Genomic DNA, 24,532 nt, shown 5'->3' on the forward strand with positions numbered 1-24,532 from the left:
TTTTTTATTTCCTTATAGATTCATTATATGTACTATGAATTTTATGGATATATAGTATCTAACGAAATGATTTTAGACATGGGGGGAAATTTTGAAAGTACAAGAAGTTCTCATTCATGAGAAGAAAAGATATCTGTTAATTGACAATGGAGGGCATCCAGTTACTTCAGTTGCAAAGTATATAAAGTATTTAGATAACATTGGAAAAGCTGAAAACACACTAAAGTCATACTGTTACCATCTAAAGCTTTACTTTCAATTCCTAGAGGAGTGTAGATTAGAATATCAAGAAGTAAACCTTGATATTTTAGCTCAATTCATCGGTTGGCTGAGAATCCCTGATCAATCTACAAAAGTCATTTATTTTGAAGCAACCTTAGCGAAACGATCAGAAAAAACGGTCAATACCATCATAACGTGTGTCATAGGGTTCTATGACTATTTGACTCGTAATGAGGATTACGGGGGGAATTTAAATGATCAATTAATAAAGCAAGCCCCAGGGCGTTTTAAGACTTTCAAACCTTTCCTTCATCACATTACAAAAGGGAATTCTTATGATAAAAACATTTTAAAGATTAAGGAACCAAAGCGTTTAATCAAAACTTTGAGTAAAAATCAAATCCAAGTGATCCATGATGCGTGCAGCAATATACGGGATGAATTATTATTCCGTATATTATATGAAGGAGGATTACGGATTGGAGAGGCCCTTTCTTTGTGGGTAGAGGATTTTGATATAGGTAAAAACGCTGTTACGGTGAGGAAATCCAAAACACCAGATGGAGAAAAACGAAAAGTTTATGTGTCTATTGAGACTATGAATCTCTTTCAAGATTATCTAATAGACTATCATTCTTACGAAATTGATAGCAATTATGTTTTTATCACCTTAACTGGACCAAATCGTGGTAAACCAATGACTGATGGTTCTGTACGTTCTTTAATTAAACGGATGAAGAAAAAAACAGGAATAGATTTTACCCCTCATATGCTCCGGCATACATATGCCACAGAGTTACACGCAGCAGGAGTTGATATTGCCATCATACAGAGGTTATTAGGGCATGCACACGTTCAAACAACCATACAGACTTATATCCATGCATCCGATGAAACCATACGTGAAAGCTGGGAACAAGCTCATTCAAATAAAAAAATGGGAAGAAGAGATAAATAATGATACAGAACACATTCAAAATAAAACCCCTTCCCCATCATTTGGAACAGATAAATGAACCATTACTTGGATATTGGGCAAATGATGTGTGGGATGTACAAGAATGTCCCTTTTTGGATAAACATTATGATTGGAATAGAAAATTGATTTTTGATAAGGTACACAATCTTAGATTAAAAAATGAATTAAAATATTATTTTTATAAGGGGTTACAGGAGACAAGGATCTCGATTATCTATGCTTTTATGCATTATTCTCCATGTCTTAAAGTTTTTACAGAATTCATCTCTCGATATTATGCTGATTTAGATTCTATTATTGATATTCCGAAAGAAAAGTTTCTAATAGAGTATCGAACATTTCTTGTAGAGAAAGGAAAATCAGTTGAGATTGTACACCGGAAAAAGTCATCACCGTGGATGTCACCAACAGTTCAACCATCATTGTATATTAGACTATTTCTTCAAGTTTATGATTTTTATTATTACTTTTATGACGAACGAGAAGAAACAGATAAGGATTGTTGGGATGTACGAAATTTGAAGATTAATTATAACAATACAATCAGTAGATATTCATTAGACTTTTCGAAAATTCCGCAACCTTATAGACAATTATTTAAAAAATATATAAAGACTCGCCTAGTTGTTCAGCAATCCATTAGCTTTTCTACAGCAATATGTTATTTAAATAGACTTTTGTTTTTCTTCACCTTTTTGAAGGAGAAATATCCTGAGTGGAAAGAATTAAATCAGCTATCTAGAATGGATATTGAGGAGTATATTGAATACTTGCGACATTCTACTATTAAAAAAGGAAAATATTTAATTAATCCAGATCACAATTATGTAAATCGTTTTTTAATAGACCTTAAAACGTTTATCTCATACATACAAAAATTCGAATGGGAAGAAGCTCCGATAAAGTCAGTTATTTCACTATTGTCAATTGAGGATATTCCTAAAAAGAAAAGAGCAAAGGCTGATGAAATTAAATATATTCCGGATGAAGTATGGGAACAGTTAGTTTGCCATATTAACCAACTTTCCTCAGATCATATACCTATAATTCTTCTAATGGAAGCTACAGGTTTTCGAATTAGTGACGTTTTATCACTTATAATTGACTGCTTAGTAAAACAAGAAGATGGCTGGTGGATTATCGGAGATCAAAGAAAAGTAAGTTATAAAAATCATAAAGTTCCTATTTCAGAAGAAATTGCTAATGTTGTCTTGGTGCAGCAAGAAATTACAAAAAAGAGATCCTCTTTAGACACGAACCCTAAGAAATATTTGTTTCCAGTACTTAAAGGGAAAAGGATGGGTAATCCCATATCGCAGGATTCCATAAAGCTGAACCTTAATAAACTAGCTAACAGATGTAATATTAAGGACAAGGATGGAGAAATTTATTGGTTTAAAAATCATGCATTTCGACACCGTTACGGTGTTAATTTGATTAATAACGGAATGAATATCCTTCATGTTCAAAAATTGATGGCACATGCCAGTCCTGAAATGACATTAGTCTATGCCCAAATTCATGACCAGACACTCCGTGATGAATGGGAAAAGGCTCGAGATAATGGCGCAGTAAGATTAGATACACGTGGAGAAGTTATTGTCGCTGATTTAGCTCAACAGGCTAAAGAAAATGGAGTTGAACTGGAGTGGATACGTCACAACATGGACTCCATTCGTTTAGATCATGGGTTTTGTGTAAAAAGCCCAAAACTTCATTGTGATTTTCTTGAACAGACATTGGAACCACCATGTATTAAAAACAACTGCCGAAGTTTTCACGTTGACAAGACTTTTCTCGACTATTATCAAGAACAGATATCTAAAATGGAAGCTGATATTGAAGTATACAAAAAATCCGGAAGGTTACGTTCCATTGAGTTAATTGAACCCAAATTAAAAAGATATAAAGAATTAGCAAATGGTTTACTACATACTGGTGGAATCTTTGGTTTAGATAAAACTAGACGTGAGTATGTTGGAGATGAACGTGAGAAGGTGATGCAAAATGTCTAATGAAACCCCAAATACTGAAGGTATTATAAAATATGCGAAGTTGAAAACGGAAAAGTCCATTCAAAAAGTTGAAGAAGCGATCAAAAAGATGATAAAAAAACAAATGAAAATCAATTTTAACTCTATATCTGCAGAATCAGGGGTTTCAAAGGCATTTCTATACAGAAATACAAAACTCCGAGATCGAATCGAAACACTTCGCAAACAACAAGAGGGTCTCCCCTCAATAAAGCAAGTTAAAAGGAATATGAGTGACGCATCAAAAGATGTAATTATCGCTTCCTTACGGAAGCGAGTCAAGCATTTAGAAAAGGAAAATAAAGAAATTAAAGAACAATTGAAAATTCAATATGGGAAAATGTATGAGGATATTTAAGTTCCCACTCTTTTTCCTTTCCCTGTTGATTTTTTTCTTGTAATATGACGAAGCCATAAAAATGTTGAATGTCTTTTTTGTACAATGACATCGGATTCATGAATATTTATGTTAAAATATCGAAGAGATTTTGAAAGATTGTACTTAAAATATAGGGTCATTTAGTGGAAAAAGAAATTTCAATAGAAATAAAAAATTGCAAGGTAAAATAGTTAAAAAAGGCTGAGTATATATGAAGATTTCTTTAATTGTTGCGATGGATAAGAATAGAGTAATTGGTAAAGAGAATGACATTCCTTGGAGAATTCCGAATGATTGGAAGTATGTTAAAGATACTACAAATGGACATTCAATTATATTAGGTAGAAAGAACATTGAGTCTATCGGAATAGCTTTACCTGGCAGAAGGAATATTATTCTGACACGAGATAAAGGTTTTAATTTTGATGGATGTGAAATTGCCCATTCAATTATAGATGTTTTTGAGTTATGTAAAGATGAAGAAGAGATTTTTATTTTCGGTGGAGAACAGATTTATAGTTTGTTCTTACCTTATGTTGAAAAAATGTATATAACAAGAATTCATCATGAATTCGAGGGAGACACATTTTTTCCTGAAGTTAATTTTGATGAATGGAAAGAAGAATCTGTTGAAAAAGGAATTATGAATGAAAAAAACCCATATAACTACTATTTTCATGTTTATAAAAGAATAAATTTATTAAGCTAACAGTTTCAGAGATTTTAAGTAAAACTTTTAAAAAATGATTAAAATATTAAGCAACAATAATTTTTGGTTAGAGAGAGGTTTGGAAAATGAAAAAAATTGACATTTTAAATGGTGGATATGTGATCTTACAAGACTACATGGGTTCCGACTTATCTGTTACAAATTCAGCTCGTGTTTCTTATAACAAGAAAAAGGACGTTCTTGACGATAAAGATAAGGGACTCATTGACTTTCTCGCTCGTGAAGGTCACACAAGTCCATTCAGACACACTTCACTTCAATTTGAAGTTTACGTCCCTCTTTACGTCGCAAGACAACATTGGAAGCATATCATTGGTTCTGGATTTCAGGACCCATTCGTTGCTTGGAATGAATCTTCTCGTCGTTATATTACTGAAGAACCAGAGTTTTACATACCTAATGCTAATGAGTGGAGATCGAAACCAGCAAATTCAAAACAAGGCTCTGGCGAGAATTTAAGTGAATTATCTGGAGGAGTTTTTACAAAGAAGCTTGAAGAGCATATTGCTGAAGGTGAACGCCTTTATGAAGAAGCCATGGAAGCTGGTGTGGCTCCAGAACAAGCTCGATTATTTCTTCCTGCTTACTCTATGTTTGTGAGATATTATTGGACTGGTTCTCTTCAAGGTGTAGCCCATTTCTTGAATTTAAGACTCCCAGAGGATGCCCAATACGAAATTAGAGTTCTTGCTGAAGCTGTGCAGGAATTAGCACATGAGAAGTTTCCATTGTCCCTTGACGCTCTCCTCAAATATAACTAAAAAGTAAGGATGGTTCTTGTTAATTCCATTTATTTAAGTGCTTTAATGGAAGATGATGGCTAACGACTTTGAGTCGTTAGTCATTTTTAATCATTCTTTAAATACATGTCTATAATGAAAGAACACAATTAAATTCTAACTTTTTTATAAAAAGGTATTGATAACCATTTGTGTCTGTATAATGCTCTTCTATGTTTAGATCGGTCTCATGGTGCAACAAACCATCTAAAACATGAATGGCATCCCTTGAATTAGTATGAATAATTTTTGTGTAATAAGAAGAAAATTGATCACTTGTAAATCGATAGATGGTGGTTCCCTTTCCTGTTCCGTAATGTGGGTTTGAATCTGCATGTAGTGATGAAACACCTAGCTGCATCCTCATACCATCTGACGAGGATGTTGTACCGTCTCCCCAATAGGAAGGTAATTGTAATTTGTGATGAAAATTTACTAATACGGCTTGGGCCTTATTCATTGCTTCTTCATACATGCGCCATTGAGATACATTGGCTAATTGCTTATATGTAAGTCCGGGTGTTGCTTCAGCCATTTTGCTTAAACCAATATTCATTCCCATTCCTAAAAGGGCAGCCATGATAATGATTGTTTCCTCTTTATCTGGTTTTCGATTATTGGAAGCATGGGTGAATTGCTCATGAAACCCTGTTATATGAGCAACATCCATGAGTAAATCAGTTAATTTTATTCTTGGCAGCATTTGATAAAGGCTTGCACTAAACTTTTTTGCTTCTTCTGGAACATCTTTTTCTAAGCGTGCAAGTGATAGCTTTCCTTTTTCAAGAGAAACCCCGTCTAACTTGTTGGAATTGGCAGCTAACCACTTTAACCTTTCGTTAAGGCTTCTGGATCTTTCCGTCATATAATCTTCGAATGATAAACTAACTGATAATCTCGTATTCTCCTTCGTTTGGTTCCATGTATCTTCTGAAAATAAATATTCCTCAAAATCTCTATATTGTCTGCTACCAACAATGGAAACATCTCCTGCCCGAACATGCTCCCGAAGTTCCGTTAAAACAGCCATTTCATAGTAATGACGGTTGATTGTTGTACCATCATCCTCGTATAAATGCTTTTTCCATCGTTTTGAAATAAAATCCACCGGTGAGTTTTCAGGTACTTTTCGCTTCCCAGATTCGTTCATTCCTCGGATAATCTCTACAGCTTGTAAAAGTGGCTCATTTGCCTTTGTAGATTGAAATTCCAATACTCTTAATAACGTGGGTGTATATTTTCTAAGTGAATAGAATCGTTTTTGTAATAAGTCTAAATAATCATAATCAGCAGGACGTGCAAGCTCTTGAGCTTCTTCCACCGAAGAAACAAAAGAATTCCATTCAATAATCGATTCTAGAACTTCAAAAACGTCTAACTTTTCCTGTTTTGCTTTGATTAAAGCCTGTCCGATGTTCGTAAAGTGTATAACCTTCTCATTTAGCTTTTTACCGTTTTGTTTCTGGATTTCTTCCTGTGCCTTACGACCTTTTGATAATAGACTGAGTATTTGTCTGTCATGAATTTCAAATGCTTTATCCGTTAACTCCTGAGTAAGATATAATAAATAGACGGTTAATATTGAATATCGTTTGCTTTCTTGAAAGTCACGGAATGCATAAGGTTCATATCTTGAACCTAAGCGAGATAGCTGTAACAAGCGATTGCGATGTAAATGACTAATTTGTACCGTTTCTAATTCCATTCCTCGTATGTATTCGAGTCGTTCTATTACTTTTAGAAATGTTTCGGGTGAAGGGTGGCCAGGTGGTTCCTTTAACCAACCCAATATTGTTTTATTGGATTCTGATGGATGCTGCGATGTAATAATCTCTTCAAGTTTTTCCTTTTGCTCATTTGTAAGAGATTGATTCACCATATTAAATAGCTTCTTTTCAGCCATCGCTCTTGCCTCCCACACTATTCTTTCAAGTGTAGTGAAAGCAGGCAGTATGATTTTGTTTTTTCTTAGAAAGTCGATACATTCATGTAGAAGATGAACGGCATCACCATTTTCCAAAGCTAATTGATGAAGATACTTAAATGTCATTCGGTATTCTTTTAGGGTAAAAGTTACAAAATCGTATTCACTTCGAATTTCTTTTAAATGATCCCAAAGTGTATTTTCTCTTTGAGGATAAAGACTAAGTGAAGATGGACTGGCACCGATTTGTTTTGTTATATAATGTATGACCGAATCTGGAATGCTTTTGATATGAGTGTACGGCCAACCGGGGTACCGAAGAACAGCTAATTGAACGGCGAACCCTAACCGGTTTTCTTCTCTTCTTCGTTTATTTATAATTTCTAAATCTTGCTTGGAAAAGGTGTAGTAGGTTCCTAGCACCCACTCATCTTCAGGAATTTGCATTAGAGCTAGTCTTTGATCTGGCGTAAGTAATTCTCTTCCCCTTGCAATTTTCATATTGTATCATCCTATTTCTGCAATTATTCAGTTTATTAGTACAATTATATACCAATAGAGTGTACTCTATTGATACAAGTGTAGGAGACTGATAAAATCATAGTTAAGAGCGTCTCATAAGACTTGTCTCAAAAAATGAGGTGATATTTTGCGGAAAATTGGTTATATACGTGTCAGTTCAACTAGCCAGAATCCTTCAAGGCAAGTTCAGCAACTGAACGAAATCAGAATGGATATTATTTTTGAAGAAAAAGTTTCCGGAGCAACAAAAGATCGTAAGCAACTTCAAAAGATGTTAGAGGATATACAAGAAGGCGACATCATTTATGTTACAGACTTAACTCGGATCACTCGAAGTACGCAGGATTTATTTGAATTGATTGATTTAATACGAAGTAAAAAGGCGAGCTTAAAATCACTCAAGGATTCATGGCTAGATTTATCAGAAGATAATCCTTACAGTCAATTCTTAATTACGGTAATGGCTGGTGTTAATCAATTAGAGCGAGATCTTATCCGTATGCGTCAACGTGAAGGGATTGAGCTGGCTAAGAAAGAAGGCAAGTTTAAAGGCCGGTTAAAGAAATATCATAAAAATCACGCAGGAATGAATTATGCAGTAAAACTATATAAAGAAGGCGGTATGACTGTAAATCAAATTTGCGAAATTACTAATGTATCTAGGGCTTCATTATATAGAAAGCTATCGGAAGGAAACAAATAGTTTGTCCTGATTCTATCAAAAGGTGTATTTTTTCACCAACATTTTTAGGCATGAAATGTCGGCAATTATTATCTATTTTGTTTTATAGTAAATATTGAAAGGGATTAAACTTATGGATTGGCTAGAAAGAATGAACAATGCGTTAAACTACATTGAAAATAGTCTGGATGAAGAAATAGACTACAAAAAGATTGCAAAAGCAGCTAATTGTTCTGAGTTTCATTTTTCAAGAATGTTCTCTTCAATCTCTGGTATATCGCTATCAGAATATATTAGACGTAGACGGTTAACACTCGCAGCATTTGAAATTCAAAAAAGTGATATCCGGATCATTGATGTGGCAATTAAATATGGTTATGTTTCTTCTGATACTTTCTCACGTGCTTTTCAAAAAATGCATGGAGTATAGAGGGGTACAGTTAAAAGCCTTTCCCAGAATTTCCTTTCAAATTTCTATTAAAGGAGATACCGAAATGGAGTACAGAATTGAAAACCTTGATTTTGAATTAAGAATTGTTGGAAAAAGTAAGCCAGTAAAAACAAGCAGAGCATTTAAAACAATCCCTACGCTTTGGAACACTGCGAAAAAAGATGGATTTATGCAAGAACTAGTAGATATGTCATGGGAAAATCCAAAATGCACGCTTGAAAGCCTTCTGGGGGTTTGCGGAAAAGAAGCCGCCATAACAGATGAACAATTTTCCTATTTTATGGGCGTAAGATACGATGGGGAATCCCCAGAAAATATGGAGACGCTTATTATTCCCGCAAGTACATGGGCAGTTTTTCCGAACATAGTGGATGCATGGAAACGTTTATATTCCGAGTGGGTCCCTACCTCCGAGTATGAACTTGCAAATTTACCGTGTATAGAATGTTATTACGGTCCGAAGCATAAACCAAGACACGAACTCTGGGTCCCTGTTATCCCGAAGTAAATTACATATTCAGTAATAGAATGCTGTTTATGGAGTAACGAAAAAAGAGCCGAATTTCTCAATTTAGGTGATGGGAAATCAGGCTTTTTATATTGGAAATTCCTTATCGTTGTAAATCCGCATTTTCCTGACGCTACCCCTATTACCGGCGACTGCCGATATAATGCGATCGCTTTGTAATCACGAAGCAAATAATTTAAATTCAACATTACTCCCGATTCAGGAGAAAAAAATACTTCTTTACAACGCAAGTTTATGCCCCCTTTAAAGATACTGCAACCTTAAAATATTTTACCTTAAATTTTTAGAATTTTCTGTTCCATTAATTGAGGTAATATTTTCAAAACCGACGCCAACTTCATTTTAAGTAGGAAATCACATGAATATGACGATCCTTAGTTATTTGCTGTAAAAATAAAAAAACGCTGCAAGGAAGAACCTGCAGCGTGTATAAGACTATATATTTACCTCTATTAAAAAATTTCAGTTGTATTACGATTAGTAAACACATTTGGATTGCTGTTAGCAATTAATTCAATCGTCGGACGTAATTCATTAAATTCCATAATCGCCATTTTACGTTCCTTCGGAGAGCCTTTCGCAATAATACCATTCAAGATTACTGCTTTTTGTAAGATTACTGCCATATCAAAAGTCGTCATTTTTAATCACCTGTTAGTTGTTTTTGTTTCATTATACAAACGACCAGCACTTATGACAAAAATTGATTAGCTCCTGATGAATTTCAGCATAGAGGTTATGTATTTCTGTACATTCTTTACTTGTGTAAAGAGATCGGCCGTTACACGCTTCTTAAAAATCATTCCCTCGTCAGTGACCTGAATGAGTCGTTTCGTGCGTTTTTCAGTATCTTCCCATCGACCCTTTATTGTTCCGTCAGTTTCCATTTCTCGTACAATGTCGTATAAATAACCGTTAGACACATGCCAGCCAAAGCGTAATTTAAGTTGCTCATTTACTTCTGCAGCATAAAATTCTGTTCGATTCGAACCAATGTAAAACACCATGTAGCGTACGAGGTCTTTAACAGAGATTAATTTTGAAAAGTAAGTGCGAAGCGCTGCTGGTAGCTCATTTTCAGCTAAAAGAACACTGCCGCTATGATTTGAAAGCATATCACTGATACGATTAAGCACAATTTGTAATTCAGTAAAAAGTGTTTCATATTGCACCGTCATAGAGTGTAATGCCTTTTTGCCTTCGCTAGTTGTTCGATAAAACTTCATGTGCTTATCCATATTCAGGGCTAAATAGCCTTTAGCTTCTAATTCTTTCGCTATACGTGCAATGTAATCATACGAGCCTTTGCTATGTTCAAACTCAGTCGTATAAAGATCATAAAGTGCTTTAGGGTTCGTTTCTTCTTTAGAAGCTGTATATAACCATAATGCGACAATCGTATCTTTAATACTGAACCTTTCCTCTTTAACCGCAGCGTTCATATAATTCCCCTCCTTCTATAATCGTTCGGAAACTGGGGGCAGTTATTTATACATTATAACGAATAATAAATTTCAATACTATCTATAGAATGAAAAAAAATATTACTAAAGATACTAAAAAAAAATAAAACAAAATACAACAAAAGCAATAGAAAAATGGAAATTGGAAGTAATTACATAAAAATACAAAAGTTTTTATGTATAAGTATGTAGAATTTAAAGAAGGAATTGAAGCTGGAGAAAAATAATACTTAAAACCGTATTAGTAAGGTAAAAATTTGGTTGTTTTTTGCCACCAATACTTTAAAACAAATAAAAAAGTTCCCCGGAGGGAACTATTGGCAACATAATTCGATTAAACATGTGTAGCAAAGCTGTTTTTCATGCTCTGGACTACCTTGTACAGTGTAAAATTCGTTGCTACATGTTTTACAGTTGTAATTCACCGGGGTTGAACCGAGAAGTGTCTTTTGAGCTTCCTGAACTACCTGCGGCGAAAATGGTGTACCCTCGTTGTATTTTTTGATAATGTACTCTGCATCTATAATTTTCATAACTAACTTCCTCTTTTAAGCTTAATGCGTTGAACATCCGGAGATTCACCATTTCGGATCGGTACGATTGAGTGAATACCCTTCACCAACGATTATGTACTGCTATTGGTTCCGGATAAACCCTTCCTGTTAAGAATTACTCGTCAGCTTTTCGAAGAATTCATGTAACCGCTCATTATTTAATTTAACCAGGCACTCATTTGGTTCAAGAACGCGGTTATCAATTAGAAATTTAACGGCGATACGGAAACGATTCGGAAATTTGCCGACATCGGCGGCATTATTCTTATACATATTGTGTTCATAATCGAACTGTAAGCTTTCGACTCTGCAAAGTTGATTATTGTATTTCGTTTTAACGATCTGTAGCACATCGCGACAATCTCTAAGAAGGGTGGAATCTAAATGTGTTTGATGTAAAATGTTTGACATACCAGAAAATCCTCCTGAACTATTGCTTTTACTGCATTTTATGTATTACGACAACTCACCTCGATAGCCCATATACAAACATTGTTTACCACCCCGAGTGGGCCCGGGGCCGTTTGTTTTGGTTTGCTTCGGGTTGTTCGATCCCTTTCGGCTCTAATCTATCCTTACCCTGCGGATGAACGGGAAGCCATCCGTCGTTGTCCATTGCACTCCCAGGCGAGAAATTACTCGTCGTCGTGGGATGGGTGCGTGGTTGGTAGGTTGGATCTTCATGAGCGTAGCGAAACGGAAATTTCCTTCGGAAAATAAACTCAATCTATCTGTGGCCAAAAAAAAACCGCAGGGTAAGGAGAAACTAGAGCGTGCACGCGACGCAACACATCGCGTCAGGAATACACAAACGGACGGGAGAGAAAAACATGGGTGTTCCCTCCCGTATATGGTCTATCGAGGTCTATTGTAATTATACATGTGGTTGTCGATTAATACAATATTGAAAAGTCCTATGTAATACTAGCTTAGACCTATATTCTATCAAATGTTTGCTTTAACTATAATAATTTTGACTATTTAAAGTAATTAAACATTAAAATGAGCAGATTAAGGTTTGTTGCATTTTGTCGATTAATTCGTATTTAAACAGCAAAAAAGAGGCGTTCATTGAACGCCCCTACTTTCATTCACCTATGTATTCATAATAATTTTCGAATGTATTAAACAGTATGAACAATTCATAACAATCAAACATCTCTTGATTTTCGACTGCTACCGTTAAAATGGAGCGGATTTCATTAATGATATTGGCTAATATTTTGACTTGCCCTTCTCGGTCCGGGAACACCGCTTTTTCTCGCTCCACATCGTTGTGCATATCCATTAAGATGAATTGCAAATGACGGTAGTGTTTGGCATCCGATAAATCTTGCAATGTAATGGCTTTAAACGCCTGCAGCAACCCATCTAATAATCGTTGTCTTACTTCATCTAAATCACGCTCATTCAAATATTCTTCGAGTCGCGTTACATCATAATTAATTGCCTTTTGTAATGCCAGGTTGAGCTTCTCAACATATTGATCTTTCTTCAATTGGTCGTTGTACTTCACTGTGTTCTGAATAAGCTGTTGCTGATACGTTATATGCTCTTCTTTCGTAATCTGATCAAACTCCAATTCCCCGAGCTCTTTTAATGGGGTCAATTGATTAAGTATGAATGTATTTTCCGCAGCTTTCCGCGTCAGTCCATATATTCCATACGTTTATACAACTTCATTTTTTATCATCACACTGAAATAGTATGTAGGCATACGCTATTCTCTCCTTAACAAACGAGCTTTTAACTTCAAGTAGTCGTCGTATTTTTTATCAATAAAGGCTAATACCGTTTCTTCGAAAGCTTGAATAAATGCTTCAGATGAACGTTCACAAGTAAATTCGACGGTTACGGTAGAAAACTCGACTAAACTGAACTTACCTGCAGGCTCAAAAAATTCATTCGTGCATACTGATAGCATGATTTTTTCGTTCGCCATATGCCAATGTGTCAGGTCAACAAATCCGTTTACCTGTAATTCACCAGCAACGATCTCACTTTTAAAGCAATAAGCTACTTCAAAATTGTTCGTATCAAAAATATTGCTAATGCGCTGTCTAAATGCATGATCCTTCACTTGAAATTCGATTTCAACGATATGTGGCTTTGTTTGGCTGCTGTTAAACTGCTTGGTGAAGACAAATTTATATGGCTTATCAGCCTCCGGAACGCTATTTGTAGGCGGTACGAATTTATATATATCTCCCATAAGGTTGTACTCCCTCATTAATTTGAATAATTGAAAATACAATGTATATGTGCTATCTTTTTAGTAACAAGAAATCCCCTTACATCATGCAAGGGGAACGTAATAGCTTTTAAAGTATGCCAGTACTTTAAACTGTTATCTCTCCCAATATAATAATCACGATTAAAAACGACCTGATTAGCTCACACGCTCATTATGGTTGTTTTTTTTCGTTTTTACGATTATCAATCCATATCTCTACAGATTTATGTTTTTGCTTTGATTCCCATTTAAAATGGATGCCAAAGCCACTTGCTAACGGGTACAGATAAAGACCTGTCACCATTAGGATAAGTATGAACGCTGTGGTTTCAGCATTGAATAAACTTTTTATCGGTTTTGATAAGCTGCCTTTAGCAAAGATAATAGCTAGTGGTACAGTGATCGGAAGTGTTAGAATTGCCATTCCGTTATGCTTACTTTTAATGTCGCCACCCCCTTTCTTGTTTAGGGAGAGCAACTCGCCCATCAAATACAAACAGCCGTATAAACGCATAGTATGGTCCTTATTCATTATTGGAACAATGGTGAATCCTACACTGTCGAAGGAACAATAAAAAAACTGCCCGTGAATACACCCTATATCACAATTCTCTCTCCTCAAGGGGATAAAAGGATTTATATCCCACACATCATGAAAATCCGTTTGTATGATGCGTAAGAAGCATTACAATTCATTTCAATAGGTAACCTAAAGCACTGATATTATTAGAGCAGTATGAAAACACACAGAGAAGGATCCTAAAATGAAAAAGGGATTAAATTATTCAATCTTACTAGTAATGACCATTCTTATGGTTGGTTGTACTACTGTAGAAGAAGATGTACCTGTCACAAATGCAGAAACAATAACAGCTTCCCAAGAAGCAAGCATAGCTAATAAAAATTAAGTTATTGAAAAGGAGAAAACTGTCACTACGGTTGTTGATGGGCCAGTAGTAGAAGAAACGCCAATCCAACAAAATGATGAACTGTTCTCAGGATACAAACTTATTGAAGTGGGTGGTGGGGATTTATCTGGTTATCGTGAACCTAATGTTGTCGTAGACATTGGTTATGGTGATCGTGAGTACTGGGCATTTACGAATGAATACGGCCAATTAGTACGTGTCATTGCTGACGAAATCATTTTACAAGATGAGCGTAACGAACCTTTCTTATCGTCTGGAAGATATTATCCTGATGAGGCAAAGGTTCCTGGTGTCGAAAGTGATGTTTTAGATGAAGGACATGTCATTGCTGATTCACTTGGAAGGGTATTGAATGCTAAGTTTGGTTTCATATTGAATAGATAAGGCATGAAATCTTTGAAATCTCCAAATAAGTGGCTAATTAAGCAACCCTCTTAAAATAAAAAGAACCTCCCCCTAAGGGAAGGTTCTTTTCCTATAATTCAATTATTCACAACCTCCAAGGTCATATACAAGAACTTTTTCAGGTTTTGATTTGCCATCATATTGTCCAATATATACCTTATTCTTTGACTTGGCATTTTTCCAAAGAGCTAAGGTGTCAAGATGATATCCCGTTTCCTTTATATTTGAATCCAGTTCAATCATTTCTGTAGTTGAGTGATATACAGCTGTCTCTTCTTCCCATGTGATATTAATGTAACCAGGGAAACCAAGTTCTTCAGCAATAGAGGACTTTCCACAATGCGGTATATCTGAAGATATAACCGCATCCAATTTCGGTCCTTCCCATCGTTTAGGTGGGGGGGAGATTTCTGAATTACTTTCTTCATTGCTATCAACTGTAATTACCTCTGTGTCTGAAGAACAAGCACCTAAAAACAATAACATTAGCAACGGAACAAGGCGAAGAAAATTCTTCACACTTTCCGCCCCCTTCCTTAGAGATGAAAGATATCTTATTCAAGATTTTCCATTAATGTTTTTACACTATTCAATTTATTATTCTTTTTAATATCATTTTGAAGTCCATGACTTTCTTCAATTGGTCCAACATAATCTAATTGACCAAATGATGTTAATTTGATTTTACCTTGCCACACACCTTGAATCATATATGATTTATTATCGGTCACTGGCCCTTGATATTCATACAAAAACAAAAGATATTTATCTCCTAAATGTAACAACGGCATACCACCTAGAGCATATTCATTTCCCTGGTACACTCCACCATTATCAAGAATCGTAATTTCCTTTGTTCCTAAAGATCCCTTCAATTCGTTTATAACTTTCACTTGGTTTTTAGAAAATAAGAGTCCTTCATAATCAATTGTTTCAGGATCAGTAATTACTTCAACTTCAGCAATGTAAGGTGTTTCCTTTGTCATATGAGCTATAGATGTATACTCTTGAGCTAAAGATAAGGGAGCAGCATCATACATAGGTTTAGGTGTAGCTGTAGCCCAACCCACCAAAAACATTAAAATCGCTGAACAAGCTAGAGCTATCATATAGATTTTCTTTTTCACTCTTTCACCTCTTATCCTTTAGTTTAATAAAGAGCATTTACACCACTGATATCATCAGTTTTTGGAGTATCTGCACCTGTTGGACTACTCATTAAAACTCCAGATTTATCACTATGTTTTAATCCTAATGCGTGACCCATCTCATGTGCAGCTGTTGCCTTCTTAGAATATGCTGGACAGCCACTAACAGGAGGCTCTTGAATCTGAACAGAGTTACGAGACCAGTTTTTATTTGGGTATCCGCCATAATTAATATAATTTCCACTTGAATCTAAATAGTAAGTAAATCCACACCAACTAACATTTCCAAAGTTACCTACAAAAAAATCAAGCGTTTGATTATTAGTTGACTTTTCTGCGTATGAAGCCCCTGTTGAAGTAGCATTCCATGCAGTTACTCCTGAACGAATGGATGAACCCCAATTGCCACTCGGATCACCAACATAAAAAGTTTTACCTGAAATTCCACCATTTAATTTGTATGGTGATGTAGTTACATATGCAAGTACTTGCCCGGTGCCGAAAAATGTAATCATTACAATCAAGAATAACGGAATTATTCTTCTTTTCTTGCTAAACATAACATTTCCTCCTTTCTTATATTATTAACTCTAATACTAAAACGAATAATTTCTCTCTTTACAGTCGAGTTGAAAAACATTTCCATGCCCTCCCTATAAAGAATCTTTTTTTACTGCTATACTAAATTTCTATATATTTAGTAGAAATACCTCCCATATTATGTATTTATTACAAATAAAATCCTCTTATTTAATGTTAACTATTAACTTACATCTTCAAAAGGAGAAAGTCAGGTTCGAGCCTTTTTAGATAAAGGCAAACCATATCGTAAGAGCTTTAGTATTAAACATACTCTTGATGGTTTAGATAATTTCCACATTTTCACCATTGTCTCGTTGTTCAATAACTGGATCGTTTAAATCAACATAGCTTTCGAATAATTTTCGAAACGCCCTTTATACATTGCTCAATTCTATTTCATCGAACATTTCCTGCATTTCATTAACGATATTTAACATTCTTCATAACCTCTCTCATCAGTATTTAGAAAGAAAGCGTCTATACAATTAATAAAATTAATCATACGACGCCTTCAGTAATATTTAAGCCTTAATAGTATTTGCCACGATTGAAGTCTTTTTGTACTTCACTTCAACCTTACCTGTAACCTGTACCATTTGCCCTTTATTCAATTTTTCTTTGTTGGCTGCATAAACATTTGGGAAAACAGTAAGTGAGACTGTACCGGTTTCGTCAGACAGCTTTACAAAGGCCATTTCTTGATTCTTTTTCGTTATCGTAGGCTTTACTTCTTCAATCAGACCAATTACTTGCACCTGTTCGTTTTCAGTAAGCTTATTAAGCATTTGCTCATATCCTTTAGCACGATACGCTTCCACTGGATGTTTCTCTAACGAAAATCCTAATACGCTCATTTCTAAGTCATAATTAGAAGTCGTTGCAACTTCCTTCTCCGTTTGCTCGGCAAAGAAGAAACTTAAATCGTCGCCACCAGCTGCTATTTCTGCTAGTAAGCTATTACGATCTGCTCCATATGATGTGTCAAATGCCCCTACTTTAATTAGTGACTCAATTTCTTTTTCATATTTTTGAACATTCATTGTAAACTTAAATTCGTTCACTGTCGCCGCGCTCTTTGTCGCATGTGCGATTGTGTCAGCTGTAGCGACTGAAATTCCACTTACGACATTAAAGCCGAGACGAACTTTTCCTTGCTCAGACTTACATTCATGTGAACTCATTTTTACATCGACAGGTAATACCTCAACGCCTAACTCCTTCATTTCAGCTAAAAGCGTCTTGATTTTAGACACGTTGCCAACCGCTTTGTTTAATAGAGCAGTAAAGAAGTGTGAAGGATAATTCGCTTTTAAATAAGCCATTTGATAAGTAATCATACTGTATGCAGTCGAGTGTGATTTTGGGAAACCATACTCAGCAAATCGCACAATTACTTCAAAGATTGCCGTAGCATTTTCAGCTGTATGCCCTTGCTTAACAGCACCTTCAACAAATTGCTTTTGTTGCGCCTCTAATACTTCACGTTTTTTCTTACTGATCGCTCGACGTAGTAAATCGGCTTGCCCTAAGCTATAGCCAGCGTATTGACGAGCAATAAGTAAAATCTGCTCCTGGTAAATAATAATCCCGTATGTATCCGCTAAAATGTTTTGAATTGAAGCGTCTACAAATTCCACAGGAACTTCACCTTTTTTACGTGCCGCGTATTGAGGAATAAATTCCATTGGGCCCGGACGATATAATGCGTTTACTGCAATAATGTCATTGATTGATGTTGGCTCTACCGACATAAGCGCGTTTCGCATACCTTCTGATTCTAATTGGAAAATCCCTTCAACAGCACCCTTCTGTAAAAGCTCGAATGTAGCGCGGTTATCCAATGGAATCGTATGTAGCGTTGGCTTGATTCCGTAAGTTTTTTCAAGTGATTGTAAAACTTCCTCAATGACACGTAATGTCGATAAGCCGAGGAAATCCATTTTCAGAACGCCTTGACTCTCCACTTCATTCATATCCCATTGTGTGATGTGCTTTGTATCAGTACCTTTTGTAACCGGCACATATTCTACAAGGGGTTGCGGTGTAAGAATTACACCTGCAGCATGAGTTGAAGTATTTCGAGTAAGTCCTTCAATTTGGTAAGCAAGGCTGAACCATTGCTTATTACGATCCGATTTATTTACGAAATCTCTTAATGTTTGTGAGCATTCATAAGCTTCTTTTAAAGTCGTTTTTCTTGTACGGTCTAGTAATGTAGACATTTGCTTTAATTCCGCTGGCTCCATTTGAAGCATACGCCCAGTGTCACGAGCAGCCGCTTTCATCGCAAGCGTACCGAATGTGATAATTTGAGCCACATGTTGTGAACCATATTTACGTTCGAAATATTGTACGACTTCAACGCGTCGTGTATCCAATATATCAACGTCAATATCAGGCATAGTAATACGCTCCGGATTTAAAAAGCGTTCAAAGAGCAAGTCATACTGTAATGGATCAACATTGGTAATGTATAGGCTGTACGCAACTAAAGAACTTGCTGACGAACCACGCCCGGGACCTGTTAAGATACCTTCTTTACGACAGAAATTAATAAAATCAGAAACCATTAAAAAGTAAGAGGCAAAGCCTAACCCATTGATAACAGAAATCTCGTAATCTAGTCGTTCCTGGTACTTACTAGGAATATCACCAAAAACTCCACCGTTTATACGTACTTTTAAACCTGCAGTCGCTAATTCTCTTAAAATATCAGCATCATTCTTCCCTTCTGCTAACGGGAATTGAGGCATATGGAATCGCTTTTCAGGATAATTAATATTGCTTGATGCAATTAGTGAACGTGCATTTTCAAGCCAAAGCGGTTTATCGCTAAACCATTGTGACAGTTGAACTTGCGTTGGCATGTAGCTATTTTTATCTTCCTCAGTTAAATAGCCCATCGAACCTGCGTCGATACCGCGCACTAATGCGTAAGCATTGGCTTGGTCGGGTCTAATGAAATAACTATTGTGCATTGCAATGATTGGTAGGTTGTTATCAGCTGCAACAACTTGTGTTTGTTCCTCAATCTGAAGCTTTTCTCCATTTGTACGGATAACGCCTAAGTAAATTCCCTCTGAATAAATAGGCGTAATCCAATTTAAATTAGAATACTTGGGCCAATCTCCTAAATAGAAAGGAATAACAGCTTTTAAACCCTCGCTATACGCTTTTAAATCGTCAGAAGAACATTTCTCCTTCGGTGACATTTTAATAGCACTAGATAGCTTGATAAGGTTTTTATAGCCCTTCTCATTCATCGCATAAACTTGTAGTGGCAACACATCATTTGTATCTAACTCGAATGATAATGCAGGCACTAAATTTAATCCTTCTTTCTTGAACAAATCACGACGGTTAATGAAACCAAATAAATTATCATTTGTGACCGCACATCCTGTAGCTCCTTGTTCTTTTAAAAACGATACTAACGCCTCGCTTCGAATTGTGCTCTTTAAAATACTTTCCTCAGTTTTAACATTAATGTACATAATCGTATCTCTCCTTAAAAAATGTTTAAGAATTATTGCTACGAATTATGTTGCTTCACTCTTTTTCTATGAAAACGAAAAAAACTACTATCGGTGAACAGACGAATCCCTTGTAGGTTTTCGGTGTTCACTAAATAGTAGTTAGTGTAAAAGAGCTGAACCGACATAGTGGTTTAGCAACATAAAAGTAAAAGTAAAATAACAAAAATTCTATTTTGATTATAGCATTCCTGATACTTATTGTTAAGTGTTAATGAAATTTACCGGCCTTATTAGCGATTTACGCGACCTGTTAGGAAATACTTCCATAGAAGCAACGAGCCTTTACTTAAATACATCAAATGAGAGGAAATTCAAGTTCTTAAAACCTCGACAACGCACTTCGTAGAGCGCAGCACTTAAAAGTGGATACAGAAATTCATTAGTTTAAAAGCAAGTAAAGCGGACGCTTTTTTCGTTTTTAATGGTCATGGATTTTTGGCTCTAGTTGCGAAACTGCTTACTCATACTTTGCTAATCAAGTTTTCATGATTTACTTAATTAGAGCCTGTTTCAAAATTCATTCCTTACCATCCACTGATCCTATTCTTCTTTTTGTAGCTGCCCCCTAAGATTACAGGTAAATTTTCAATCAAAAAGCAATTCACTAAAGAATATTCCAAAACAAATACCTAAAATTAAAATAAATGAATATAACAATTTAATTTTTAATGATTGATTATTAAAAACCATTCCTGAATAACGATACACCCAATATAATAATGGTAAAACCACTACAATACAGAAAATACTTTCAAAGGAAAAGCTTAAATTTATCGTAGGGTTATTTTCAGATATAATAACAACCCAACATCCCATTATAAAACCGATTGTATAACCACCAAATATAAAATGTTTTAACTCATTTGACCTTTTTATTTCCATGCTTGTTTCCACCCATATCTATTTATATAGCCACTACCGGTATACCAACCAATTATACCAAGATCACCCCAAGTGAAGACAGTTTTCAACAGAATTTTACTTGCTGCTTTAGCACTATATTTCCGAATTTGCTTTTGTGCATTTTTAAGTAATAATTGTTGTTCTTGCCTTGAATTCGCCATAGTATTTTTTATGTCAGCAACTAAATAACTAAAAGTTTTTTTCCCATTAATATAAGCTTTTATACTTGCTTTAACACCATTTAATATTTTCTCTCCAAAAAGAAGATAAGGGGCAATACTACCGTTTTTTAGAGAATTATATAAACTAGCTGGAATATAAAAACTCATCCATTTACCCAAACCATATAGTAATGCATTTTTTATTCTGTTAAAAGTAACTGAAAAGGTAGATTCACCATTTGGATCCACCATCATTACTGGATTATTATTTGCATAATTATATCCATTCATCGTAATCGGATTCATTGTATCGCCACGCACTGGATCCAGTGACAAAAATACACCTGTATCCGGATTGTAATAACGAGCCATTAAGTAGTACAGCTTTGTTTCTTCGTCAAAGCGGTAACCCGCATATCGGTAAGGATTCACACTTGCCATCGTTCCTGCTTGCGATAAAATATTTCCCCATGCATCATACGTATATTCTGCAACAACAGTTCCGCTTGCATCGGTTAAAGCTAGTACATCTCCGCGATAATTCGTTAAATAATAATAAATTGAATCACCATACGTTATCGTTAATGGGTGACCGTTTATATCATACGTGTAGGTCTTTGTAATGACGCCACTGGCATTTTCTTCAAACAACACATAATTACTTGTTCCATCATAACGATAGTATGTTTCTGTCGACTCTACCTTACTGTAAATACGGCGACCATTTTCATCGTATTTGTACTCTGCAACTTTGACCCCATCAATTGTCTTAACACCTGTTAACTGATCAAAGGCATTCCATTCATATTGATATCGACCGTCATTTGTAAGATTACCATTTGGATCAACAGTATAGTCTTGCGTCCCTGCCTTTGTCATTTGGTTCGCTTCGTTAAAGGTATATATAGTTGTTATAACTCCATTTTTTGTAACCGTTTTTTGCGTACGATTGCCGACCTTATCATATTGGTACTGAATGATTTGGCCGTCTGGCAGCTTTTCTTGAGTTAATTGATTTAGCTTATCATACGTATAGTAAGTAGTCCCACTGCCACTTGTAACGGCTGTAATGTTCCCGTTGGCATCATAGCTATAGGCATTCGTTTTCCATGGCGTTGTGAGGGTATTTGTGTATAACTTTTCATTTTGCAGTTGTGTGCTGGTCCCTTTATACCCGTTTTCTATGGCCGACCTTGAATTACCAAAGCTTGTATTTGTTTTTAATCCGTTTTTGTCATAGGCAAAGGTCGCTAACGGTGAAGTGTTGGAAACTATAGCTGACAGCTGGCTATTTGAATTGTACTGATAAACTAGCTTATATTTGCCGAATTGTACGTTAGCCAATTTATCTATTTCGTAGCTGTAATGCACGTCATTTGGTGACTGATCATTAAAGCGCACAGTTTGCAACATGCCATCCTCATTAGCTGTATAGTGGACTGTCTCATTTGCATTGTGATTAATAGCTGTTGTAGTAAGTCCATCTGGATGCGTCGTATACTGTAAGACACCATTCGCTGTGATGGTGCTTGTACCATCAGCTTTAAAAGTATAGGCAATTTTATCATTATTTGCTTTTTTAATACCTGTTAAGTCCCCATCCTTATTATAACTATATGATGTTTCTTGACCCCGTGCGTTGGTTTCTTTTGCAACTTGATTTTGTGGCGTATAAGTTAGCTCCATTGTCTCATTCAATGCATTTGTATTCGTTAAAAGATTGCCGTTCCCGTCATACGTGTAGGATGTTTTATTCTCTTCGGAATCAATAACGGCTGTTAATTCATTTTTCAAGTTATAATTGTAATTTGTTTGCTGACCTTTTTCATCCGTACTGGAAATTGTATTTCCGTACATATCCGTAACAATCGTTGAAGTAGTTCCTAAAACATCGTCTTTATATACGGTAGATTCTTCTCCATTAACGTAGCTAGTCGTATAGGTTTCTGTACTTCCATTTGGATAGGTTAATTTAACTAAATCACCCATAGAATTATTCATGTAAGTGGTAATATCCCCATTTAGCGCTTTTATAGAAATCAAATTTTCTTTATTGTCATAGGTGTAAGCAATAACAGTTTTATCTGGTGCCGTTTCTGATAATACTGATTGTTTTGCATTATACGTATAAGTTGTTACTAATTGATTGGGATCTATGTTTGTTAACATGCTACCTTTTGTATTATACGTATAGCTTTGAATGGCATTAGTCCCATCTGTGTAAAAAATTGTTTCTTTTAATACATTATAGTTGTCATCGATTTCATAAGCTGTTCGCTCTCCAGATGGCTGTAGGATTTCTGTTACAATAAAGTTGCCGTTTAAAGTATATTCAGTTTTTAAGCCTTCAGGTGAAGTAACGGTCATTTTACTTGTGGGACGATCCAATTTGTATATTGTCGAATCCATTACTCCATTTCGTGAAACTTCGGTCAAATCTAATGCGCTATTGTACATAAATGTTGTTACATTTCCATTCGCATCTTTAACTTGGGCTAATTGATTATTCTCTGTATAGAAAAATTCTGTAGAAGTTGTATCTGTCGTATTTGTAACAGATCTTTTTTGTGTAACCTTTATTAAATAATCATTGCTATAGGTATAAGTATATACCTGATTATTATGCGTAATTTTAGAAATCAAGTTAGAAGGATTATACGAAAATACTAATTTTTGATGCGTGGAATCTGCGCTTGTGTAAATCGATTCTAACTGATTCTTTAAGTTGTAAGAATAGGTAATTGCATTATTATTTAAATCTTTTTGTTCTGTTATATATGCCACTCTTACATTAGTGTCTGCTGCCGATTCTTTTACTTCAAATTTAGTTACAAGCCCTGTCGGAGTAGTAATGGTATAGATGTTATCAGTAACATTTAAGACATCATATAGACCACGCGGCGATTCATAGCTATTAGTAGATGCTTTATAAGTAAACGTATGAATGGTACCATCTTCATCTTTATACTGAATATCTTGCTTGCTATCCCCTGTACCAATAAATAGCTTTTGGTCCCCGGTAAATGTCCACCCGTAACCGAAAGCTGATTTTTCATAGTCTTTACTGTTGTACGTACGAATAAAATCTAAACCAAAACCAGCATGATTTAATAGTGAAAAGTCTTGATATTGCAGAATGTTATTTAATGTACCTAAGTTTACAAATTGTGTGCCATTACTCAATGGATGGCTTGTATAATCCCAATAATCCTCCAGACCTAATCTACTTGGCGTTTTATAAGTAACGACTATTTTTGGCTGATACTGAAGGTCATACACACCTTCGCTACTTGCAAATTTTTTATATATTTTAGTAGACTCTGTGGAACTTTTTAATATTACTCCATAGTTCTTTTGAGTATTAGTGACCCATTGTTTTACAACATCA

General features: G+C 35.4%; 18 protein-coding genes and 3 pseudogenes. 8 read left to right on the plus strand and 13 right to left on the minus strand.

All coding sequences use genetic code 11. The features are described from left to right. Window positions 1-91 precede the first annotated feature (91 nt). The 5 genes from B5473_RS05395 (at window position 92) to thyX (ending at window position 5,104) form a co-directional block, all read left to right on the plus strand. Window positions 92-1,180 carry a tyrosine-type recombinase/integrase gene (locus tag B5473_RS05395; RefSeq protein ID WP_254865247.1) on the plus strand — a complete coding sequence of 363 codons (1,089 nt, stop codon included), beginning with the start codon at window positions 92-94 and terminating at the stop codon, window positions 1,178-1,180. After that, window positions 1,180-3,216 (plus strand): tyrosine-type recombinase/integrase, encoded by a 2,037-nt coding sequence (locus B5473_RS05400; RefSeq protein ID WP_079523970.1) that lies wholly within the window; start codon window positions 1,180-1,182, stop codon window positions 3,214-3,216. The genes B5473_RS05395 and B5473_RS05400 overlap by 1 nt, the downstream gene beginning before the upstream one ends. Beyond that, window positions 3,209-3,592 (plus strand): DUF6262 family protein, encoded by a 384-nt coding sequence (locus B5473_RS05405; protein WP_059040596.1) that lies wholly within the window; start codon window positions 3,209-3,211, stop codon window positions 3,590-3,592. Before B5473_RS05400 ends, B5473_RS05405 begins: the two co-directional genes overlap by 8 nt. Before the next feature lie 232 nt (window positions 3,593-3,824). Further along, complete coding sequence (dfr, locus tag B5473_RS05410) at window positions 3,825-4,322, plus strand: DfrD/DfrG/DfrK family trimethoprim-resistant dihydrofolate reductase (RefSeq protein WP_059040595.1); 498 nt, start codon at window positions 3,825-3,827, stop codon at window positions 4,320-4,322. An 86-nt stretch (window positions 4,323-4,408) separates the two neighbouring features. Further along, window positions 4,409-5,104 (plus strand): FAD-dependent thymidylate synthase, encoded by a 696-nt coding sequence (thyX, locus tag B5473_RS05415; RefSeq protein WP_059040594.1) that lies wholly within the window; start codon window positions 4,409-4,411, stop codon window positions 5,102-5,104. Window positions 5,105-5,264: 160 nt separating this feature from the next. Here thyX and B5473_RS05420 read toward each other — a convergent pair. Next, a pseudogene (locus tag B5473_RS05420) lies at window positions 5,265-7,547 on the minus strand (Tn3 family transposase); the annotation flags it as partial. 148 nt (window positions 7,548-7,695) lie between these two features. On the opposite strand from B5473_RS05420, the gene B5473_RS05425 reads away from it, so the two are divergent. Continuing rightward, window positions 7,696-8,271, plus strand: coding sequence for a recombinase family protein (locus tag B5473_RS05425; protein WP_079524004.1), 576 nt, complete (start codon window positions 7,696-7,698; stop codon window positions 8,269-8,271). Window positions 8,272-8,383: 112 nt separating this feature from the next. Beyond that, window positions 8,384-9,209, plus strand: a pseudogene (locus B5473_RS20840) (AraC family transcriptional regulator). A gap of 473 nt (window positions 9,210-9,682) precedes the next feature. Here the strand turns inward: B5473_RS20840 and B5473_RS05435 are convergent. From B5473_RS05435 to B5473_RS05470, 6 genes are all read right to left on the minus strand, one after another. Then, complete coding sequence (locus tag B5473_RS05435) at window positions 9,683-9,871, minus strand: hypothetical protein (RefSeq protein ID WP_065217372.1); 189 nt, start codon at window positions 9,869-9,871, stop codon at window positions 9,683-9,685. Between the two features lie 66 nt (window positions 9,872-9,937). Continuing rightward, window positions 9,938-10,672 (minus strand): PadR family transcriptional regulator, encoded by a 735-nt coding sequence (locus B5473_RS05440; protein ID WP_065217373.1) that lies wholly within the window; start codon window positions 10,670-10,672, stop codon window positions 9,938-9,940. A 683-nt stretch (window positions 10,673-11,355) separates the two neighbouring features. Then, window positions 11,356-11,658: a hypothetical protein gene (locus B5473_RS05450; protein WP_065217375.1), complete on the minus strand. Its 303-nt coding sequence runs from the start codon at window positions 11,656-11,658 to the stop codon at window positions 11,356-11,358. Between the two features lie 676 nt (window positions 11,659-12,334). Then, complete coding sequence (locus B5473_RS05460) at window positions 12,335-12,856, minus strand: hypothetical protein (protein ID WP_139377686.1); 522 nt, start codon at window positions 12,854-12,856, stop codon at window positions 12,335-12,337. A gap of 111 nt (window positions 12,857-12,967) precedes the next feature. Then, window positions 12,968-13,459 (minus strand): hypothetical protein, encoded by a 492-nt coding sequence (locus B5473_RS05465; protein ID WP_065217378.1) that lies wholly within the window; start codon window positions 13,457-13,459, stop codon window positions 12,968-12,970. A gap of 193 nt (window positions 13,460-13,652) precedes the next feature. Beyond that, window positions 13,653-14,012, minus strand: coding sequence for a hypothetical protein (locus tag B5473_RS05470; protein WP_176142024.1), 360 nt, complete (start codon window positions 14,010-14,012; stop codon window positions 13,653-13,655). Between the two features lie 232 nt (window positions 14,013-14,244). Here B5473_RS05470 and B5473_RS05475 point away from each other — a divergent pair. Beyond that, a pseudogene (locus B5473_RS05475) lies at window positions 14,245-14,766 on the plus strand (DNA/RNA non-specific endonuclease); the annotation flags it as partial. 129 nt (window positions 14,767-14,895) lie between these two features. On the opposite strand, the gene B5473_RS05480 reads toward B5473_RS05475, so the two are convergent. From B5473_RS05480 to B5473_RS05505, 6 genes are all read right to left on the minus strand, one after another. Further along, a complete protein-coding gene (locus tag B5473_RS05480; RefSeq protein WP_065217380.1) occupies window positions 14,896-15,333 on the minus strand; it encodes a hypothetical protein in 438 nt (145 codons plus the stop codon). A gap of 35 nt (window positions 15,334-15,368) precedes the next feature. Next, window positions 15,369-15,941 carry a hypothetical protein gene (locus tag B5473_RS05485; RefSeq protein WP_065217381.1) on the minus strand — a complete coding sequence of 191 codons (573 nt, stop codon included), beginning with the start codon at window positions 15,939-15,941 and terminating at the stop codon, window positions 15,369-15,371. Window positions 15,942-15,964: 23 nt separating this feature from the next. Continuing rightward, window positions 15,965-16,522 carry a matrixin family metalloprotease gene (locus B5473_RS05490; protein ID WP_065217382.1) on the minus strand — a complete coding sequence of 186 codons (558 nt, stop codon included), beginning with the start codon at window positions 16,520-16,522 and terminating at the stop codon, window positions 15,965-15,967. 543 nt (window positions 16,523-17,065) lie between these two features. After that, window positions 17,066-20,038, minus strand: coding sequence for a DNA polymerase III subunit alpha (locus tag B5473_RS05495; RefSeq protein WP_079524005.1), 2,973 nt, complete (start codon window positions 20,036-20,038; stop codon window positions 17,066-17,068). 627 nt (window positions 20,039-20,665) lie between these two features. Next, complete coding sequence (locus tag B5473_RS05500; RefSeq protein WP_065217384.1) at window positions 20,666-20,962, minus strand: hypothetical protein; 297 nt, start codon at window positions 20,960-20,962, stop codon at window positions 20,666-20,668. Beyond that, a complete protein-coding gene (locus B5473_RS05505) occupies window positions 20,953-24,327 on the minus strand; it encodes an RHS repeat-associated core domain-containing protein (protein ID WP_079524006.1) in 3,375 nt (1,124 codons plus the stop codon). The genes B5473_RS05500 and B5473_RS05505 overlap by 10 nt, the downstream gene beginning before the upstream one ends. Window positions 24,328-24,532: the final 205 nt, after the last annotated feature.

It is taken from the genome of Solibacillus isronensis (genome assembly GCF_900168685.1).
GTDB classification, from domain to species: domain Bacteria; phylum Bacillota; class Bacilli; order Bacillales_A; family Planococcaceae; genus Solibacillus; species Solibacillus isronensis_A.